This is a genomic window from Sorangium sp. So ce375 (assembly GCF_051473855.1).
Classification (GTDB): domain Bacteria; phylum Myxococcota_A; class Polyangia; order Polyangiales; family Polyangiaceae; genus Sorangium.
Genome location: NZ_CP150335.1, coordinates 1,650,897 through 1,668,327 on the forward strand (window position 1 = coordinate 1,650,897; position 17,431 = coordinate 1,668,327).

The 17,431-nt window shown below is 67.8% G+C and carries 12 protein-coding genes; 5 read left to right on the forward strand and 7 right to left on the reverse strand.

Going from position 1 to position 17,431, the window contains the following annotated elements; translation table 11 throughout:
• Positions 1–13: 13 nt before the first annotated feature.
• Positions 14–436, reverse strand: a complete 423-nt coding sequence (gene tsaA, locus WME90_RS06315; protein WP_437280168.1) for a tRNA (N6-threonylcarbamoyladenosine(37)-N6)-methyltransferase TrmO — start codon at positions 434–436, stop codon at positions 14–16.
• Between the two features lie 746 nt (positions 437–1,182).
• On the opposite strand from tsaA, the gene trpD reads away from it, so the two are divergent.
• The 5 genes from trpD to WME90_RS06340 all read left to right on the forward strand — a co-directional run bounded on the left by trpD (position 1,183) and on the right by WME90_RS06340 (position 8,907).
• Positions 1,183–2,226, forward strand: a complete 1,044-nt coding sequence (gene trpD, locus WME90_RS06320; RefSeq protein WP_437283567.1) for an anthranilate phosphoribosyltransferase — start codon at positions 1,183–1,185, stop codon at positions 2,224–2,226.
• Positions 2,219–3,721 carry a bifunctional indole-3-glycerol-phosphate synthase TrpC/phosphoribosylanthranilate isomerase TrpF gene (trpCF, locus tag WME90_RS06325; RefSeq protein ID WP_437280169.1) on the forward strand — a complete coding sequence of 501 codons (1,503 nt, stop codon included), beginning with the start codon at positions 2,219–2,221 and terminating at the stop codon, positions 3,719–3,721. The genes trpD and trpCF overlap by 8 nt, the downstream gene beginning before the upstream one ends.
• Positions 3,722–3,778: 57 nt before the next feature.
• Positions 3,779–4,972 (forward strand): tryptophan synthase subunit beta, encoded by a 1,194-nt coding sequence (trpB, locus tag WME90_RS06330; RefSeq protein WP_437280170.1) that lies wholly within the window; start codon positions 3,779–3,781, stop codon positions 4,970–4,972.
• The gene (trpA, locus tag WME90_RS06335) at positions 4,969–5,793 is read left to right on the forward strand and encodes a tryptophan synthase subunit alpha (protein ID WP_437280171.1); all 825 of its coding nucleotides are present in this window, start codon (positions 4,969–4,971) and stop codon (positions 5,791–5,793) included. Before trpB ends, trpA begins: the two co-directional genes overlap by 4 nt.
• A gap of 906 nt (positions 5,794–6,699) precedes the next feature.
• Positions 6,700–8,907 carry an anthranilate synthase component I gene (locus WME90_RS06340; RefSeq protein WP_437280172.1) on the forward strand — a complete coding sequence of 736 codons (2,208 nt, stop codon included), beginning with the start codon at positions 6,700–6,702 and terminating at the stop codon, positions 8,905–8,907.
• A gap of 295 nt (positions 8,908–9,202) precedes the next feature.
• On the opposite strand, the gene WME90_RS06345 is transcribed toward WME90_RS06340, so the two are convergent.
• The 6 genes from WME90_RS06345 to WME90_RS06370 form a co-directional block, all read right to left on the reverse strand.
• Positions 9,203–9,898: a hypothetical protein gene (locus WME90_RS06345; RefSeq protein WP_437280173.1), complete on the reverse strand. Its 696-nt coding sequence runs from the start codon at positions 9,896–9,898 to the stop codon at positions 9,203–9,205.
• Between the two features lie 47 nt (positions 9,899–9,945).
• Positions 9,946–10,704 carry a DsbA family protein gene (locus WME90_RS06350; protein ID WP_437280174.1) on the reverse strand — a complete coding sequence of 253 codons (759 nt, stop codon included), beginning with the start codon at positions 10,702–10,704 and terminating at the stop codon, positions 9,946–9,948.
• 250 nt (positions 10,705–10,954) lie between these two features.
• Positions 10,955–11,593, reverse strand: a complete 639-nt coding sequence (locus WME90_RS06355) for a glutathione S-transferase family protein (protein ID WP_437280175.1) — start codon at positions 11,591–11,593, stop codon at positions 10,955–10,957.
• Between the two features lie 211 nt (positions 11,594–11,804).
• Positions 11,805–13,574 carry a thiamine pyrophosphate-binding protein gene (locus WME90_RS06360; RefSeq protein ID WP_437280176.1) on the reverse strand — a complete coding sequence of 590 codons (1,770 nt, stop codon included), beginning with the start codon at positions 13,572–13,574 and terminating at the stop codon, positions 11,805–11,807.
• Positions 13,575–13,767: 193 nt separating this feature from the next.
• A complete protein-coding gene (locus WME90_RS06365) occupies positions 13,768–14,760 on the reverse strand; it encodes a 3-oxoacyl-ACP synthase III family protein (RefSeq protein WP_437280177.1) in 993 nt (330 codons plus the stop codon).
• Between the two features lie 672 nt (positions 14,761–15,432).
• Entirely contained in the window at positions 15,433–16,998 is a 1,566-nt protein-coding gene (locus WME90_RS06370; RefSeq protein ID WP_437280178.1) for a hypothetical protein, read from the reverse strand.
• Positions 16,999–17,431: the final 433 nt, after the last annotated feature.

Sequence of the window (17,431 nt, forward strand, 5' to 3'; positions counted from 1 at the left end):
CGCACCCTGTTTCTCACTTCAGCACCGGCTTGATGTCGACGACCGGCGTGCCGTCGACGGCTTCGATGGGCCCGATACGCAGGCGGGCGCCATCGATGGCACGGATGAAGGCGGGATGAAGACCGAGCGGGTTCGGTCTGTCCGGAGATCGGGTCGCGAAGACACCCGTGAGCGGACTGCGCTCGTCGGACCGCGGGTGGACCTGGAGGACGTCGCGACGTGCCTGGTGAAACCACGTGATGACGATGATCTCGTCGCCGGCGGCGAGGCCCCGCAGCCCCTCCGCCGCCCACGGGTAAACCTCGAGCCACGCATCAGGCGCTCCCTCCGATCCCTGTCTGGGCGCCTCGCTGCGCTCCTTGAGCGAGGACCGGATCACGCCGACCGGGCGCAGCGGAGCGCCGTCCAACGCCGCCTCGAATTCCATCGTGCTCATGGAGGGGAAGGGGACGCCAGACGATGCGCGGGTGTCAACGGCGAATCGGCACGCGCGCCAGTTGACGCTCAGTGAACGCCCGATTACCGATTACCGACGCTCCTTGCGTGACGCAAGCTGCCGCCGAGCGATGTCTTCTTTGCGATATCGCACGTCTGTCATCGCATCTGCACACGACGGGTGGGGTGCGGCGCCGGCCCGAGCTCGCCACCGTCGCGATGCCGGCGCAGTCCGCCCGCGAGGACACGAGGACCTTCCAGCGGAGGCGTCGCCCGCGGATGGCGGTGGAGAGCGCGGAGGCTTCGGAGGTTCGCTGATCCGAGGAAGCTCGGGGCACGGCGGCTGAAGCGGCGGCTCAGCGGCGGCTCAAGGCGCGCGGAACCCGCTTGACGCTGGTCGCGCCCGCAAGCTATGTTCCCCGCATGCCCCGCGCGCTCCCCGCGTCCAGCGCTCGTCGCTCTTCCGAGGCCTTCGTCCTCGGCGGCGCGTCGCGCTCGGCCGCCCAGGTGGGCTCGTGCGTGGCAGGGCTGCTCTGGTGGCGCTGGTGCTCTACCAAGGCGGGCCCTTACCACGGGTAATGCGCCTCCCTGCGGGGAGGACGACCTGAAGGAAAGAAGACAAAGGGCCCGCCGAACAACGGTGGGCCTTTTCGCTTTTGTCCGCTATGCAGGGCGCCGCAGCGCGACGCTGGAGTCCCGAGGAACCGTGTCTGGCGGAACAGCCGTGAAGATGAGGAGAGAACCATGATGCATGCAGTGATCGATGCGCTCTGCGCGGGCGTGGACCTCTCCGCAGAGCAGAACGAGACGCTGTTCCGTGACGTGTTCGCGGGGGCGCTGACCGAGGTGGAGCTCTCCGCGTTGCTCGTGGCGCTCAAGGCGAAGGGCGAGACGCCCGCGGAGATCGCGGGCGCAGCGCGTGCGCTGCGGGCGGCCGCGGCGCCGTTCGCTCGGCCGGCCTACGCGTATGCGGACTGCTGCGGGACCGGCGGAGACGGGCAGTCGACGGTCAACGTGTCGACCGCGGTCGCCTTCGTCGCGGCCGAAGCGGGCCTGCCGGTCGCCAAACACGGCAACCGCTCTGTCTCGTCGCAGTGCGGCTCGGCCGACGCGCTCGAGGCGCTGGGCGCGCGGCTCGATCCGCCGGCGGAGATCTCGCGCCGCGCCCTCGACGAGGTGGGCTTCTGCTTCCTCTTCGCGCCGCAGTACCACGCGGGCATGCGGCACGCGATGCCGGTGCGTCGCGCGCTCAAGGTGCGCACGATCATGAACCTGCTGGGGCCGCTCGTGAACCCGAGCGCGCCGCCGATTCAGGTGATGGGCATCTACTCTCCGGAGCTGGTCACGCACGCGGCGCGCACGCTTGGCATGCTCGGGTGTCAGGCGGCGCTCGTGGTGCACGGCGGGGGGCTCGACGAGGTGGCGCTGCACGCGCCGACGCGCGCGGCGCGGCTGCGCGACGGGGTGGTCGAGGAGCTGGTGATCGACCCGGCCGACGCGGGGGTGGCGCCGGCGCCGATCGAGGCGCTGCGAGGCGCCGGCCCGGCGGCGAACGCGGCGTGGCTGCGCGACCTGCTCGCCGGGCGCGGCGCGCCCGCGCACCGCGACGCGGTCGCGATCAACGCGGGAGCGCTGCTCTGGATCGCCGGGCGCGCCGAGAGCCTGCGCGAGGGGACGGCCCTGGCGCTCGCGGCATTGAGCTCGGGGCGCGCGGCGGAGCGGCTCACGCGCTTCGTGGCGCTGAGCCGAGAAGGGGCCCAAGAAGCGCGGAAGGAGGCGAATCGTGGCTGAGCAAGGCAATGTGCTCGCGCGCATCGTGGAGCGGAAGCGAGCGGACGTGGCGGAGCGCGAGCGGCGGACCCCGCTCGCCAGCCTGAGGGCGAATGCGCCGCCCACCTCGCGGAGCCTGCGGCGCGCGCTCTCCGCGCCGGGCGCGCGCTTCGTCCTGGAGTGCAAGAAGGCCTCGCCATCCGAGGGCCTCATCCGGCCGGATTTCGACCCGCACGCCGTCGCCGCCGCGTACTACGGCGTCGCCGACGCGGTGAGCGTGCTGACCGACGAGCCCTTCTTTCAGGGCAGCTTCGAGATCCTCCAGGCCGTGCGCGCGGTCGTGGACGTCCCGATCCTCTGCAAGGACTTCGTCGTGACGCCCTACCAGGTGGTCGAGGCGCGGGCGAACGGCGCGGACGCGATCCTGCTGATGCTGTCGGTGCTGGACGACACGACCGCGCTCTTGTGCCTGGGCGCCGCCGAGGCGCTCGGCATGGACTGCCTGGTCGAGGTCCACGACGAGGCGGAGCTCGAGCGGGCGCTGGCGCTGCCGGCGCCGGTGATCGGCATCAACAACCGGGATCTCAAGACGCTCAAGGTCGATCTCGCGGTCTCTGAGCGGCTGGCGCCGCGCGTGCCGCGCGACCGGATCGTCATCGCGGAGTCGGGCGTGGAGTCGCGCGCCCACGTGGAGCGGCTCGCGCCCTCGGTGGACGGGTTCCTCGTGGGCACGTCGCTCATGCGCAGCCCCGACATCGCCGACGCGGCGCGCGCGCTGGTGACCGGCAGGGTGAAGATCTGCGGCCTGACCCGGCCCGGGGATGCACGCGAGGCGGAGCGGCTCGGGGCCCGGTTCGGCGGGCTCGTCTTCGCCGAGGCCTCGCCGCGGCGGGTGACGCGCGAGCAGGCGGAGATCTTGATCGCCACCGCGGCGGGGCTGCCCTTCGTGGGCGTATTCCTCAATCAATCCGTGGATCTCGTCGCCGATACGGCGCAGGCGCTGGGGCTGCGGGCCGTGCAGCTGCACGGCGACGAGGACGCCGGGTTCATCGAGGCGCTGCGGCGCGTGCTCCCCGAGGGGTGCGAGGTCTGGAAGGCGGTCCCGATGGCGCCGTCCGGGGACGCGGCCGGGGCCGCGGGCGCGGCCGACGCGGCTGGAGCGGCCGGCGAGGGCGGCGCGGCTGGTGCGGGCACCGAGGTCGAGCGCTGCGCGGATCGGCTGGTCTTCGATACGCGCACGGCGGAGGCGCGGGGAGGCACCGGGCGGACGTTCGCCTGGAGCGCGCTCGAGGGGCATCCGGCGCGCGGCCGGAGCCTGCTCGCGGGCGGGCTGACCCCGGACAACATCGCCGCTGCGCGCCGGGTGGGGACGTGGGGGCTCGACGTCGCGTCGGGCGTGGAGCGCGCGCCCGGCGAGAAGTGCGCCGACCTGCTCGTGCGCCTGTTCGACTGCGCGCGCGGCCCGTCGCGCCACGACCGTGACCCCGAGGCCCCGGAGGACCGCGCCTCTCCCTGACACCAGCTCTCACGACGCACAACGCACAACGCACCACCGACGATCGAGGCAATCACCATGCAGCAAAGCGGTCGCTTTGGCGCCTTTGGGGGCGCCTATGTCCCGGAGATCCTCGTACCCGCGCTCGAGCAGCTCGAGCGCGCGTACCTGGAGGCGCGCGGCGATCCGTCGTTCGCGGCGGAGTTCGACGCCCTGCTGACGACCTACGCCGGCCGCCCGACGCCGCTCACCCTGTGCCGCAACCTGACGGGCGACCCGCGGGTGAAGCTGTACCTGAAGCGCGAGGACCTGCTGCACGGCGGCGCACACAAGACCAACCAGGCGCTCGGCCAGGGGCTGCTCGCGCGGCGCATGGGCAAGAAGCGGCTCATCGCCGAGACGGGGGCAGGCCAGCACGGCGTCGCGACCGCGATGATCGGGGCCCTGCTCGGGATGCCCACGCGCATCTACATGGGCGCGAAGGACGTGGAGCGGCAGCGGCTCAACGTCTTCCGGATGCGCCTCATGGGGGCCGAGGTGGTGCCCGTGAGCTCGGGCACGCAGACGCTGAAGGACGCCCTCAACGAGGCGCTGCGCTACTGGACCGAGAGCTACGAGGACACGCACTACCTGATCGGGACCGTGGCCGGGCCTCACCCGTTCCCCACGATCGTGCGCGACTTCCAGTGGGTGATCGGCCGTGAGGCGCGCGCCCAGATCCTGGAGGCGGAGGGGCGCCTGCCGGACGCGGTGGTCGCGTGCGTGGGCGGGGGTAGCAACGCGATGGGGATCTTCTCGGAGTTCATCCCGGACAAGGGCGTGGCGCTGATCGGCGTCGAGCCGGCCGGCCACGGGCTCTCGACGGACAAACACGGCGCGACGCTGCTCAAGGGCCGCCCGGGGGTGCTGCACGGGTCGGAGACCTACATCCTCCAGGACGAGCACGGGCAGGTCGCCGAGACGCACTCGGTGTCGGCGGGGCTCGACTACCCCGGCGTCGGGCCGGAGCACGCGCACCTGATGACGTCGGGCCGGGCGACGTACGTGGCGGCGACCGACGACGAGGCGCTCGGCGCGTTCCAGAAGCTCGCGCGGAGCGAGGGCATCATCCCGGCGTTCGAGTCGGCGCACGCGATCGCGCACGCGCTGAAGATGGCGGCGGAGGCGGCGCAGGCAGGGCGAGAGACGGTGCTCGTCGTGAACCTGTCGGGCCGCGGAGACAAGGACATGGAGCAGGCGCAGAAGCTGCTCGATCCCGGGAGGTCGACATGAGTCGGGAGGCGATGACGACGCGCTACGAGCGCGCATTCGAGCGGCTGCGGCAGCGGGGCGAGGGGGCGTTCATCCCCTTCCTGATGCTGGGAGATCCCGACCTGGCCACGAGCCTGCGGCTGCTGCGCGCGGCGGTGGAGGGAGGCGCGGACGCGATCGAGGTCGGGATCCCGTTCTCGGATCCGATCGCGGACGGCCCGACGATCCAGGCGGCCGCCGTGCGGGCGCTGGAGGCCGGCGTGAGACCGGGCGACTGCATCGAGCTCTTGACGCGGTTCCGGGCCGAAGCGCCGGAGGTGCCGGTCGGCATCCTGACGTACGCGAACCTGGTGAAGCACCGCGATCTCAAGGCGTTTTACGCGTCGGTGGCCGAGGCCGGGGTCGACAGCGTGCTCGTCGCCGACGTGCCGGTGAAGGAGTCGGACCCGTACGTGGCGGCGGCGCGCGCGGCCGGCGTGGCGCCGGTGCTGATCGCGCCCCTCAACGCGTCGGAGGCGACGCTGCAGCGGCTCGCGGAGCGGTGCGAGGCGTACACCTACTGCGTCACGCGCAAGGGCGTGACCGGGGCGGACGAGCAGCTGCACCTCGGCCACGGGGCGCTGTTCGAGACGCTGCGGCGGTTCGGCGCGCCGCCCGCGATCCTGGGGTTTGGCATCTCCAAGCCCGAGCATGTGCGCGACGCCCTCGCCGCCGGGGCGTTCGGCGTGGTCAGCGGCTCCGCGGTCGTCCAGCGGGTCGCCGCGCACGTCGGCGACCCCGAGGCAGCCGCGCGCTCCGTCGCCGGCTTCGTCCGCGAGATGAAGGCGGCGACGGCGCGCTGAGCGCGGCGGCGAGCCCGGTTCGAGGGCGCGACGTCGGGACGGGTAAGCCATGAGTCCTTTGGCAGGTCCTTTCGCGATAGGGGCTCAACCGGACACGCCGGAGCCGCCATGGGACGCGTCTGCTTCGCGGCAAACCCAAGGGGCTCCGCGATCCGGGACGCCACTCGTCCTGCCCGGACCTCTCGTGACCAGCTCGTAGACCTGGGCCGCGGCGGCATCACCCGTCGGGCCGGGCATGGGCGGTGGGGCATGCCCGGCGCAGGCGTAGCTCTTGCCCGAGACCCTTTACCATGGGGTGCTGCCGCCGCTCCGCGCAGCCGTGCGGGCGCCGATTCGTCGCGCCCTTCCGGTGGTTTGCCGATGGATTCGAGCCGGAAAACCCTCTTGCCTCCGGGGCGAGCGGGCGCATCGCGTAGGTCAGCTCTGCAACGGTTGTTAGCCTTTCAAGGCACCTTCCCGCGACAGCGTGCAAGGCCCTGTCCATCCGAGAAGGCGACGATATCATCGCACGCAAACGCCGCGTATCTTCGAGCTGCTCGCGCGCCGACAAGCACCTGTCACATGATCTTCACTTCGCGCGAACCGGCACGGATAGAGCAGTATTTCGCCTTGACATGTTGGATTCAATTTGCAATCTACCGTCGCTCCCGGTTATCCGTCTTTCAATTTGATGGGTGCGAGCCGTCGCCCAAACTGACGCCGCTGAACGCGAGAATTCCGTTTTGACGGCAGCGATGCGGTAATCGCGCAGCGAGCGCGTAAGCCCTGCTCGGGCAGGTCATCGTTCAATGGCGCTCACGGCAATGGATGGTGCAACGCGAGCGCTCTCGACGCGTCGCCTACGGCATGCGTGTCGCGTTGATGTCTCGCCCGGTGGAGAATCGTGAGCTAGGTGAAGCATTTACGATGTGCATCACGCATCACGCATCACGTAAATTCGTGAGCGGAAGGAGACGCATCTTGAAACGGGAAAGTTATGTTACACGAGGTGGGGTCACCGTGAACCGCGTCGCCGAGGAGCTCGCGGTCGAGGGAGCGATCCTGCCCATCATTGAAAAGCTCGACACCCATGTCGGGGTGGTCCTGACGTCGAATTACGAGTATCCAGGTCGATATACGCGCTGGGATATCGCCTTCGTCAACCCGCCCCTGGTGCTCGTCTCTCGGGGCTCCGAATTTCGTTTCACGGCGCTGAACGAGCGCGGGCGCGTGCTCCTGCCCGCAATCGAGAGGTCGATCCAGGATTTCCAGGTGGTCGCGTCCGTCGAACGCCGCGGCGACGATCTCATGGGGGTGGTCCGGACGTCGGGCGAGCGGGTGCCGGAGGAGCTGCGCAGCCGCCAGCCGTCCATTTTCTCGGTGCTGCGGCGCCTGACCAGGCTCTTCGGGCTTCCAGGCGATCGGCTCTTCGGGCTCTACGGCGCCTTTGCGTACGACCTCGCCTTCCAATTCGAGCCCATCAAGCTCCGGCGCGAGCGACCGGCGGACCAGCGGGACCTCGTCCTCTATCTCCCCGATGAGATCGTCGCCGTCGATCATCGCAGGGAGCGCGCGACGCGCACGCGCTACGAGTTCACGTTCGAGGATCGCTCGACCGACGGCCTGCCGCGCACGGGGGCGGCGAGCCGCTACGTCGGCGCCGACCGCGCTCCGGAGAACGAGTACGCTCCAGGCGAGTACGCCGAGCTCGTTCGGTCGGCCCGCGAGGCCTTCAAGCGCGGCGATCTCTTCGAGGTTGTCCCGAGCCAGACGCTCTATGAACCCTGCCCCGTCGCTCCGACGGAGCTGTTCCGCCGACTATGTGAGCGCAACCCAGCGCCCTACGGGTTTTTAATGAACCTCGGCAGCGCCGAGTATCTCATCGGCGCCTCGCCGGAGATGTACGTGCGCGTCGACGGAGATCGCGTCGAGACCTGCCCCATCTCGGGCACCATCCCTCGCGGCAGCGATCCGCTCGCCGATGCCAAGCAGATCGCGCGTCTCCTCGCGTCCGAGAAGGACGAGTCGGAGCTCACGATGTGCACCGACGTCGATCGCAACGACAAATCCCGCATCTGCGTGCCGGGCAGCGTTCGCGTGATCGGGCGGCGGCAGATCGAGATGTACTCGCGGCTGATCCACACGGTCGATCACGTCGAAGGACGCCTGCGCGAGGGCTTCGATGCGCTCGACGCGTTCCTGGCGCACGCATGGGCGGTCACGGTCACGGGGGCGCCGAAGCCTTGGGCCATGCAGTTCATCGAGGACCACGAGCGCTCGCCGCGGGCATGGTACGGGGCCGCCGTCGGCATGATCGGCTTTGACGGCGGCATGAATACGGGGCTCACGCTCCGCACGATCCGGGTCAAGGACGGCGTGGCTCAGGTCCGGGTCGGCGCGACGCTGCTCTTCGACTCCGATCCGGACGAGGAGGAGCGCGAGACGCACGTGAAGGCGTCGGCGCTCCTCGACGCGATCCGCAGGCCGCGCGGCGTCGCCGCGTCGACGCCGACCGCCATCAGCCGGCCGTCGGGGCGTGGCCGCACCATCCTGCTCGTGGATCACCAGGATTCCTTTGTGCACACGCTGGCCAACTACCTCCGGCAGACGGGCGCCGACGTGGTGACGCTTCGCGCCGGTTTCCCGCACAAGGACCTCGACACGTACAAACCCGACCTCGTGGTCCTCTCGCCCGGCCCTGGCTCGCCGAGCGATTTCGCCCTCTCGGCGACGCTCAACGCGGTCCTCTCGCGGCGGCTGCCCGTCTTCGGTGTATGCCTTGGCTTGCAGGGGATCGTCGAGCATTTTGGGGGCAAGCTCGCCGTCCTCGACTACCCGATGCACGGCAAGGCATCGAACATCCGCGTGCTCGGCGGGCGCCTCTTCGACGAGCTTCCGCGCGAGTTCCGCGCAGGCCGCTACCATTCGCTCCATGCCATGCGCGACGCGCTGCCTGCATCCATCCGGGTCACGGCCGAGAGCGAGGACGGGGTGGTGATGGCCATCGAGCACGCGGAGCTCCCGATCGCAGCCGTGCAGTTCCACCCCGAGTCCATCCTCACGCAGGACGACAACGTGGGCCTCCGGCTCATGCGGAACGCGGTCACGCAGCTGCGCGGGGACACGGCATCGTAACAGCCAGCCTCTCAGGGCCGCTTCGCGCGGCCCGTTCGCCCGCGTCGATCCAATCAAGGACCGCGACGCGGGCGAACCTCCATTCCAGGCCGCGCGATCGCACTTCTCCCCGCTATGGCTGGAGCGACCCGAAGGTGAGCGCCGCTCCGCGCGACACCATCGAGGCGTCCTGATCAGAGCTGCGCCGGAAGGCCCAGCGTCGGCAGGCATACCGCCGGCGCCGGCTGTCGCGTTGGTCTCGGGTGAAGTGCGGAGATGAGCTGGAGGGCTGTGCGCGATCAACAGAAAGAGAAGATCACTTCGCGCCGCGCCGCGCCGCGGCTTCGAGTGATCGGAAGCGGTGTTCGAGGATCGTCTTGATGTTCCGCGCTTCCATCCCGTGGACCACGTTGAACAGGTCCCAGAACTCGCCGACCCAAGGGCGATCGGCGCGTGCGCGTGACTCCATGATATAGGAAGGGGCGGCGCTGTTCTTGTCGTAGTAAGGGTGCTTGTAATTGGTCCAGAGGAGGATCGTGCCGGGCTTGCCGATCACCGGGAACGCGTCGAAGAGCCGGAAAAAATAGCGCATCCAGAGATCCAGCCCCTGATCCCACGCGCAGAGAAAATCGACCGTGCGCGCGGCGTCATTGGCCTCGATGCGCAGGTAGAGCGGCGTGTTCTTGGCGATCGCGTCGACGCCGCGGTAGAGACCTCCACCGACGTGCTCGAAGCTCCGGACCGTCGCCGTCCACTCCTCCATGCTGAAGGCGTTCGCGGTGTAGTCGTACACAATCTCGAGCGGGCACTCGATGAACTCCGTCAAGGTACACGAGGTGCCGAAGATCTCATCATGACGGTAGGCGTCCTTCTTCTGGGACGCCATCCACTGGGCCGTCTCCGGCTTCGTGAAGTCCATCCTCTCGGCGTTGATGAGCTCTGGAATGTCCTTGACGTCGATCCCGCACGTGAGAATCGACGCTCGGTCATGGATCCGCTTCTCTGTCGTCATCGCGTCCTCCATCTCGCGAGCGCCTGCGGCTGCTCACGAGGACAGTGCTAGAGCACCTTGTCCAGCTTGCTCTTGACGCTGGGGTAGCTCTCGTAACCTCTCGTGATAACCTCGATCTTGTTGCCCTTGCGCAGGACCAGCGAAGGGAAGCCACGGACCCCGAGCCGCTTCACCTCGTCGAACTCTCGGTTGGTCCTCGCCTTGTAGGCGCTGTCCGTGAATTTGCGCATGAACTCGTCCTGATCGAGCTGAAATTCTGCCGCCAGGCTCCGGTAGGTCGCGGCGTCGTTCAGGCTCTTTCCATCCATGAAGATCGTTGAATGGAGCTTGTGCCCATAATCGAACGCGACCTCGGGCTTCATCTCTTTGACCACGGTCAGCGCGATGCTGGGCGGTTCGGAGTCGTTGAAGTAGCTGCCTTCTTCGAGCAGGTCTCTGAATGGCTGTCCGAATTTCACTCCCGTCGACCGCTCGACGACCGTGAGGGCGTTCTTGATGTACTCGTAGTTCTCCTTGAGCGGCGCCGCCATGTCCCCGGTGGCGAGCCCGCCGCTCATGATCCTGAACTCCACCTTGCCGGCGAAGTCCTTCCTGATCTGCCGCATGACAGGGGTGAAGCCGTAACACCACCCGCAGAGCGGGTCGACGGCATATATCAATTCCGGCCTCGCGCCGGTCTCTGGCTGTTTCACCTGCTTCTCCTCCTCCGCCTCGGCGGACCCGGACACAAGCCCGCCGATCAGCCCGAGGAGCCCGATGAACAGGACGCTAGCAGCAGCGACGAGCTTGAGATTGATGTTTTTCATATCATCGTTCGTGGAGCGCGGACCCGACAACAGAAACATGCAACCTGCCAGGACCCTCGCGACACGCCCACCGCGAAGAGCACCGATGTGCGTGAGCGCGGGCGGCGGGCGTCCGAGGACGCACCGCCCGCCCGCGCCCCGCATCGTTGCCAGCGTCCGCGATGTGCGGCGCGCGGCGGCTGTCAGAGACGTCGCGGCGAGCCGGCGAGCGCGGTCTCCCGCGCAAGCCACCGCATGGGGGGCGCGATCGTCAGCCCTTCGGCGGCGCCGCCTGGGCCGCGACCCTCTTCCAAGAAGGCCGTGCGCTGACGCGCTTCCACCACGCATTGACGTGGTCGTTGCTCGTCACGACATCCCCGGTGCCAGTCACGAAGAGGTACTGTACGTACGGCATCCAGGAGACGTCCGCGAGAGAGAAGGCCTCGCCCGCCAGGTACTCCTGCTTGGCGAGCGCCTTGCCGACGACGTCGAAGGCCTTCGCGATCTCGCCCTTCGCCTGGTCGACGACCGCCTCGTCCGGCTGCGCTCCGCGCATCGGCCCGAGGAGGCGCTGGTGGATGATGGTGAGCACGTGCGGGCTGAAATAGGACTGCTCGACGCTGATCCACTGCTCCATCTGCGCCCGCGCCTTCGGGTCGCTCGGGGTGAGCGGAGCGCCGCCGAGCCTCTGATCCAGATAACGCATGATCGCCCGCGACTCGTACACGGTGAAGCCGTCGTCATCGAGCACAGGGATCACGCCGAACGGGTGCCGCGCGAGGTACGCGGGCTGCTTGTGCTCGCCCTTCATGAGGTCCACCGGCACGAGCTCCGCTTCGCTGCCCTTCTCGGCGAGGACGATCAGCGCTCTCTGGGTACACGTGCTCATCGCGAGTCCATAGATCTTCATAAAGCCTCCTAGTGAATCAGCAGGTCACCGTCTCCGTGGCCTTACGGCGCGCTGTTCATAGAACGGAACGGTAGCGCCGCCAACAATCTTCTCAAGGTTTCCCGCCAGGCCACCGGCCGTGTCAACCTATCGTTGCTGTTTTGACACTCAAACGCCACCACCGGAGTGCACGGCGCTCCGCCGGTGTCTCGGTACGTTGTTTGTAGTCGCGTTACGCGGAGCGCTGTGCGGCGAACGCTGAGGCCGGGATGGTCGGCGCGTCTGCGCCGAGGAAGGGCGCAAAAGGCGGCAATTCCTCGCGTGTAAGGTGAAGGTCGAGCACGCCAGGCAGATCGCCGTGGTTGTCGTAATATTCCTGCAGGCGCTCACGTAGTTCCTCTGGGGTGGACGCAGCTCCCACCCAGAGTTGGTCTTCGGGGGCGAGGCCACGCGCGACTGACGCGAAGCCGACGCGCGGATAGCGCACGGCCTCGATGCGCGATTGGAAGTACGTCTGTTGGCGCGTGGCGCACATGCCGTGCATCGCGTTGTTGAAGACGACGAAGAGGACGGGCAGGCGGAGGTCGATCGCGGTATGGACCTCCATGCCGAGCATGAGGAACGCGCCGTCGCCGCAGAGCACCATCGTCCTCGTGCCCGGCTCCGACCCGAGCTGCGCGGCGATCCCTGCGGGGATCGAGTACCCCATCCCTCCCATGCCGAGCGCGATGGTCGATGTCGACCCCTCCGGGACGGGGTGGTAGTGCATGGCCGCAGCGGCGCAGTTGCCGGCGTCAAAGACGATGTGGCCTCGGTCCGGCAGGTGTCCTGCGAGGATGCGCAGGGCCTGGCTCTGCAGGAGCATGGGGCCTTGGTCCGTCTTCGGATCGTCGCCTGGGAGGGGAGGCGCCAGGCGAGGCTCGTAGTAGCGCCGGGAGTATTCGTGAACCGGCGGGAACGGCCTGAGCGAGGACTTGTCGAGGAGCTTCAGGAGCGCACGGAACGCCAGGCCGACGTCGGCCCGGATCGTGACCTCTGGCTTCACGACGCGATGGACCGCCTCGGTGTCGATGTCGATCACCGCGAAGCGCTTGTCCTTGAAGCTCTTCTCGACGGCGACGCGCGTCATGATGTCGAGCGAGGTGCCGGCCGCGATGATGAGATCCGCCTTCGCGTTCAGGTACTCGTGCGCCGAGGGGTGACCCGCCGCCCCGATCATTCCCAGGTAGAGCGGATCGTGGTTGGGAAACTCGGCGCGTGCTGACATGGTGGTGACGACGGGTATGCCGAGCTCGCGGGCAAACGCCCCCACGGCCGCCGCGTCCCGAGAGCGTCGTACTCCCTGGCCGATCAGGAGCAGCGGCCGGCGCGCGCTGCGGATGGCCGCGAGCAGCGCTTGCGCCTCGCCGAGCGCGACCGGCGGGGGCCTTCCGATGAGCTCCAGATCGGCCGGCCACCACGTCGGGAACGCGCCGACTTCCAGGTCGAAGACATCGCGGGGCAAGAGGAGCACCGCCGGGCCGCGCCGACCCGACATCGCCGCCTCGACGGCGCCAGAGAGCATCGGCCAGAAGTCACCGGCCTGCTTGATCTTCCCGACGTACTTGGAGATCGACTGCCAGAATTTCACGGCATCGACACAATGGCCGATGCCGGACGAGTCCTGGAATGCGCCGCGTCCTTCGAGCGGCGTCGAAGGCTGACCGACGAGGGCGAGCACGGGGACCGACTCGGCATAGGATTCGGCGATCCCGACCGCGAGGTTGAGCATCCCACCGCCGGACGTCGCGCAGCAGACAGCCAGCGTGTTGTGGATCCTCGCCCTGCCGTCCGCCATGAAGGCCGCGCCGACCTCGCTCTTCGCTAGAACGGAGTGCAGCTTCCCCTGCCCGTGTCTGTGGATCGCGTCGTGTACGTGCTCGATGTTGGCACCACTGACGCCGAAGACGTACCGAACGCCCCAATCTCGGAGGGCCTGGACAAGCGCGTCGACCAGCTTCATAACGGTGTCCTTCTCAATGCGCGAGCGCGAACACTCCGCGACGCGCGGCTGGCTCGCCTGCTGGCGAGCTGAACAAGTTGTGAACCAGAACGGTGCGCCACGGGCGCTCGCGAGCGTGCGAGCCCGTCTACGTCTCAGGGCCGCCACACATGACGCTCGGCGGAGCCAGCGGCGCGTAACCGTATGGTTTACGTCAGAGCCAGCGTAGAACCATCGCGCTCACGAAATCTCCGCCGTTCGAGAACGTCCCGAGCGCGATGATGTCGCCGCGGCGGACGCGACCGTTGTCGAGCGCGTCCGCCAGCGTGACCGGAATCGACCCTTGAAACATGTTGCCGCAGCGATCGAGGGTGTCGTGCGTCCGCGGAGGCTGGATCCCGATCCGGCTGCGCCATTCCTTCAAGAACATCTCGTTCGGCTGGTGCGTGATCAACAGGTTGACGTCGCTCGTTGATAACTTCGCCTCCGCGAGGCACCGCTTGACGGCGTCGGGTAACAGCTGCAGCGCGTTGTTGCGGATCGCGTCGACCATGTCCTGGGAGAAGTTGACGGTGATCGGGCCGCAGCCACGTTCCCAGTAGTTCTTGAACTGCCCGTCCACGAAATCGGGCTCGAACCGGAACAGACCGTAGTGCTCCCCGTGGGAGCGCTCGTAACGAGCCAGGATGGACCCCTCGCCGCGCACGACGAGCGTGGCCGAGGCGCCGTCGCCGAGCACGGATGAGCGGCGCGATTTCTGGAACTCGGGCAGGCGGGAGATGAAATTCGTCACCGTGACGACGACGACGGTCCGGTACTGCCCGGACTCGATGAACGCACGGGCCGTGCTCAACCCCGACAGATACGACGAGCAGCTCGTGTCGATGTTGAGGATCGTCGCCTGCTTCGCGCCGACACGATGCTGTATCGCAGGACCTATGCCGGGCCAGAACGTGTCCGAGAAGATGCAGGAGCACACGATGAGATCGATCGACTCCGGCCGGATCCCCGTCCTCTCCAGGAGCCGCTGGACGGCGCGGACGCCGAGATCCTCGGAGAGATAATCCGGCGATGCGAACCTCCGCTCACGAACGCCGTTGAAGAAGGCGTTGCCCGCCAGAGCGTCGGCCGAGGTCTCCGCGGATGGTTCATTGACCATCTTACGTTCTGGCAAGAAGCTGACGACGTCGATGATCTGCGCTTTCATGAAGTCACCGGATTGGGGCTGGCGGCGACGGAATGTAATGTCGGGAACGTCAATGCTGCAAGGTCCATATCCTGCTAAATTCGAATATGGCGATTGCGGTTCGCTCTTGTGTGATTGGGCGGGCAATTCGGTTGCTTTCGTGTGGCGCTCGGCGGATGCGATGGGTGTCGACAATGGATGTTGACGGTAATGTCACGTGGATTTTGCTTTGTGGTGAATGAGTAAATTGTTCAATGGTTTCGTCGGCGGCGCGACCTCGCGAGAGGGAGCACGTCAGGTTGCTGTTTTATATAAGTTGGCGGGTAGGTAGCCCGCCGCTCTCCGGCGTCGACGTGGCGCCGCCCGCCGAGCACGCGACGACGGCGCGGCACATCGCGACGGGTATCCGGCGCTCGAGATGAGCGACGTCAAGGACGTGGACGGGAGGTGATTGGGGGCTCCGCCCTCTGCCGGGAGCCGAGGTGGCGGTTGACCTGCCGGATGGCGTGCTGAAGAACGGGCAGCGCCGCAGCGTTCAGATCGCTGCGCTTCGCGGCCGAGAGAGGCGACAGGTGTCTCTCGAGGTCGATGCGGCGGTGGTGGCACAGGAGCACGGCCACGCGGGCGTGCTTCGGCTAGGAAGTCACGCCCGCGGGCGGGGCCGCCGGTGGGCTAGGGGCGCCTCGGCACCTGCTAATACATCAGGTTGCCCTCGCCGAGCTGGAAGGCGATGTTGGTGCCGAACTGGCCGCGGGCGCTCTGGACCCGCGTGATGGCCGTCGAGATCTTGGTCCGGCGCGTCGACCAAGAGGTGGCCGAGAGGGCTGCCGCGATCTCCGTCTTCGCCAGCAGCAGGCGCACCTGCGCGATGCCGTGCAGCGTGGAGCCGTACGTGTTCGCGCCGGAGAGGACTTCCAGCGCGTCGTCGATCTCGATCCGAGCCATCTTCAGCAGACCCTGCTGCACGTCGACGCGCGTGTTATGGAACTGGTCGACGAGCTGGTGAGCCGCCTGCAGGCGCTGGTTCGCGATGTCGAGGTTGAACGCGGCGTTGAGGACGCGAAGGAAGCGCCCGATCTTCACGATGTCGGTCTCGGACATCGCGACAGGGCCGCCGAACACCCCTTCCAGCTCCTGGGCCGCCGGCGACTCCTCGAACTCTTCGGAGTTATAGAAGGTGATCGCCTGCTCGAGCGTGCTGGCGGAGTTGGTATGGAAGAAGGGGGCGGTGTCCGCGGCCTCGATGAGGGGCGGGGGGTTGAACGTGCCGTCGCCGAACCCGGTCAGGGCCCCTTCGCCGAGGACGTCGATGTTGGGCGTGGCGAGCCCCTGACCGCCGAACCCGCCGTCGAACCGCCCGATAAGGGTGGTCACCGGGACCTTTCTGGTCCCCGTGTCCGAGTTGCGGTTCAGCCCGGAGCCCTGGTCGTTCGCGCCGGCGTTGCGGTGGCACAGGTTGCAGCGGCCCCTCGCGGGATCGAGGTAAGCCACCCGGCCGTCCTCGGCCTGGGCGTCTGTTAGTGCGACCGTCGTCAGATCGAGCTCGTTGCTCCGCCCGAGGGTCAGCTGGTAGTCCAGGGCCAGGTCGAGCTCGTCCTCTGTGGGCGCCCGGAACGATACCCCTGCTTGGCGGCTGAGATCCGTCGGGAGGTGCTGCTTGACCGCGCCGGCGAGGAAGTCGCGGAGCGAGCCGGAGCCCGGGGCGCCATCGCCCGACCAGCCCGTGCGGTGGACCGGGGGCGTGGCCGTCCCGTCGACCGGATCGGGCGTAATGCTCGTCGCCATCGACAGCGTGTGGGGGACGGATCGCAGCGTGAACTTGTTCGCCAGGTCATCCGTGCCGTCGACGTTCTCGAGGATCAAGCCGAGCGGGCGCAGGTCGGCCGTCTCGAGCGTGGCCAGGTTGGGATCGTACTCGAAGACGAACAGAGGATCGCTGCTCGGGAGCGAGCTGATGAAGGGCCCATCGATCGTGAAGTTGTTGGTGGCGGGGTGGCAGCTGCCGCAGGTGCGGCCGTTGCCCTCGAAGGTCTCGCGAAGGAAGATGTCAGCGCCTGCGCAGACTTCTCGGCTGACGAGCCCCGCGATCACGCGGGGGTCGCCGTCGCACGCCACGAGCCGGTCATGCGCGGTGAGGGGGCTCGACGCGGCCTGAACGCCCTCTGAGCCGAGCTCCTGATCGGCAGGAGCGCACGATGTGCTGAGAATGGCCGCGAACATCGGGCCAAGGATCAAAAAGCATGATTTTGACGTCGCCATGTAGCTCTCTGTAGCTCCGTGCTGGTTGACCTGTAATTCGACGGTGGATGTGAAAGACCGTTGCCGTCTCGAGCGGGACGAGAGGCCCATGTTGACTGCGCTCTAGTGAAGCGAGCCAACATGGATGCCGTTCTCGGAGCGATCCGGCTGGGTGCTGCTGACTGCAGCCAGGTCCGCACGTCTTCGCGGTGTCACCCCTGACCACGTCCTAAGTTCTGGTGCGGAGCTGGTCGCGCGTCCCACTCGCTCGGCGCAAACCCGCTCGGCGTAAAGGAAAGCAAATGAGTTCTGAGAAGTCAAGTCGATCGTGGCCGCTGGCACGTCGTGATTCGTGCTTGTCCTCTGGCGTGTGTGACGTGTGCCGGTGATGCGAATTTTTGCTCGAGCAGAAGGGTTCGTGGATTGTGGCGAACAGGTTACGGATAAATCGCAG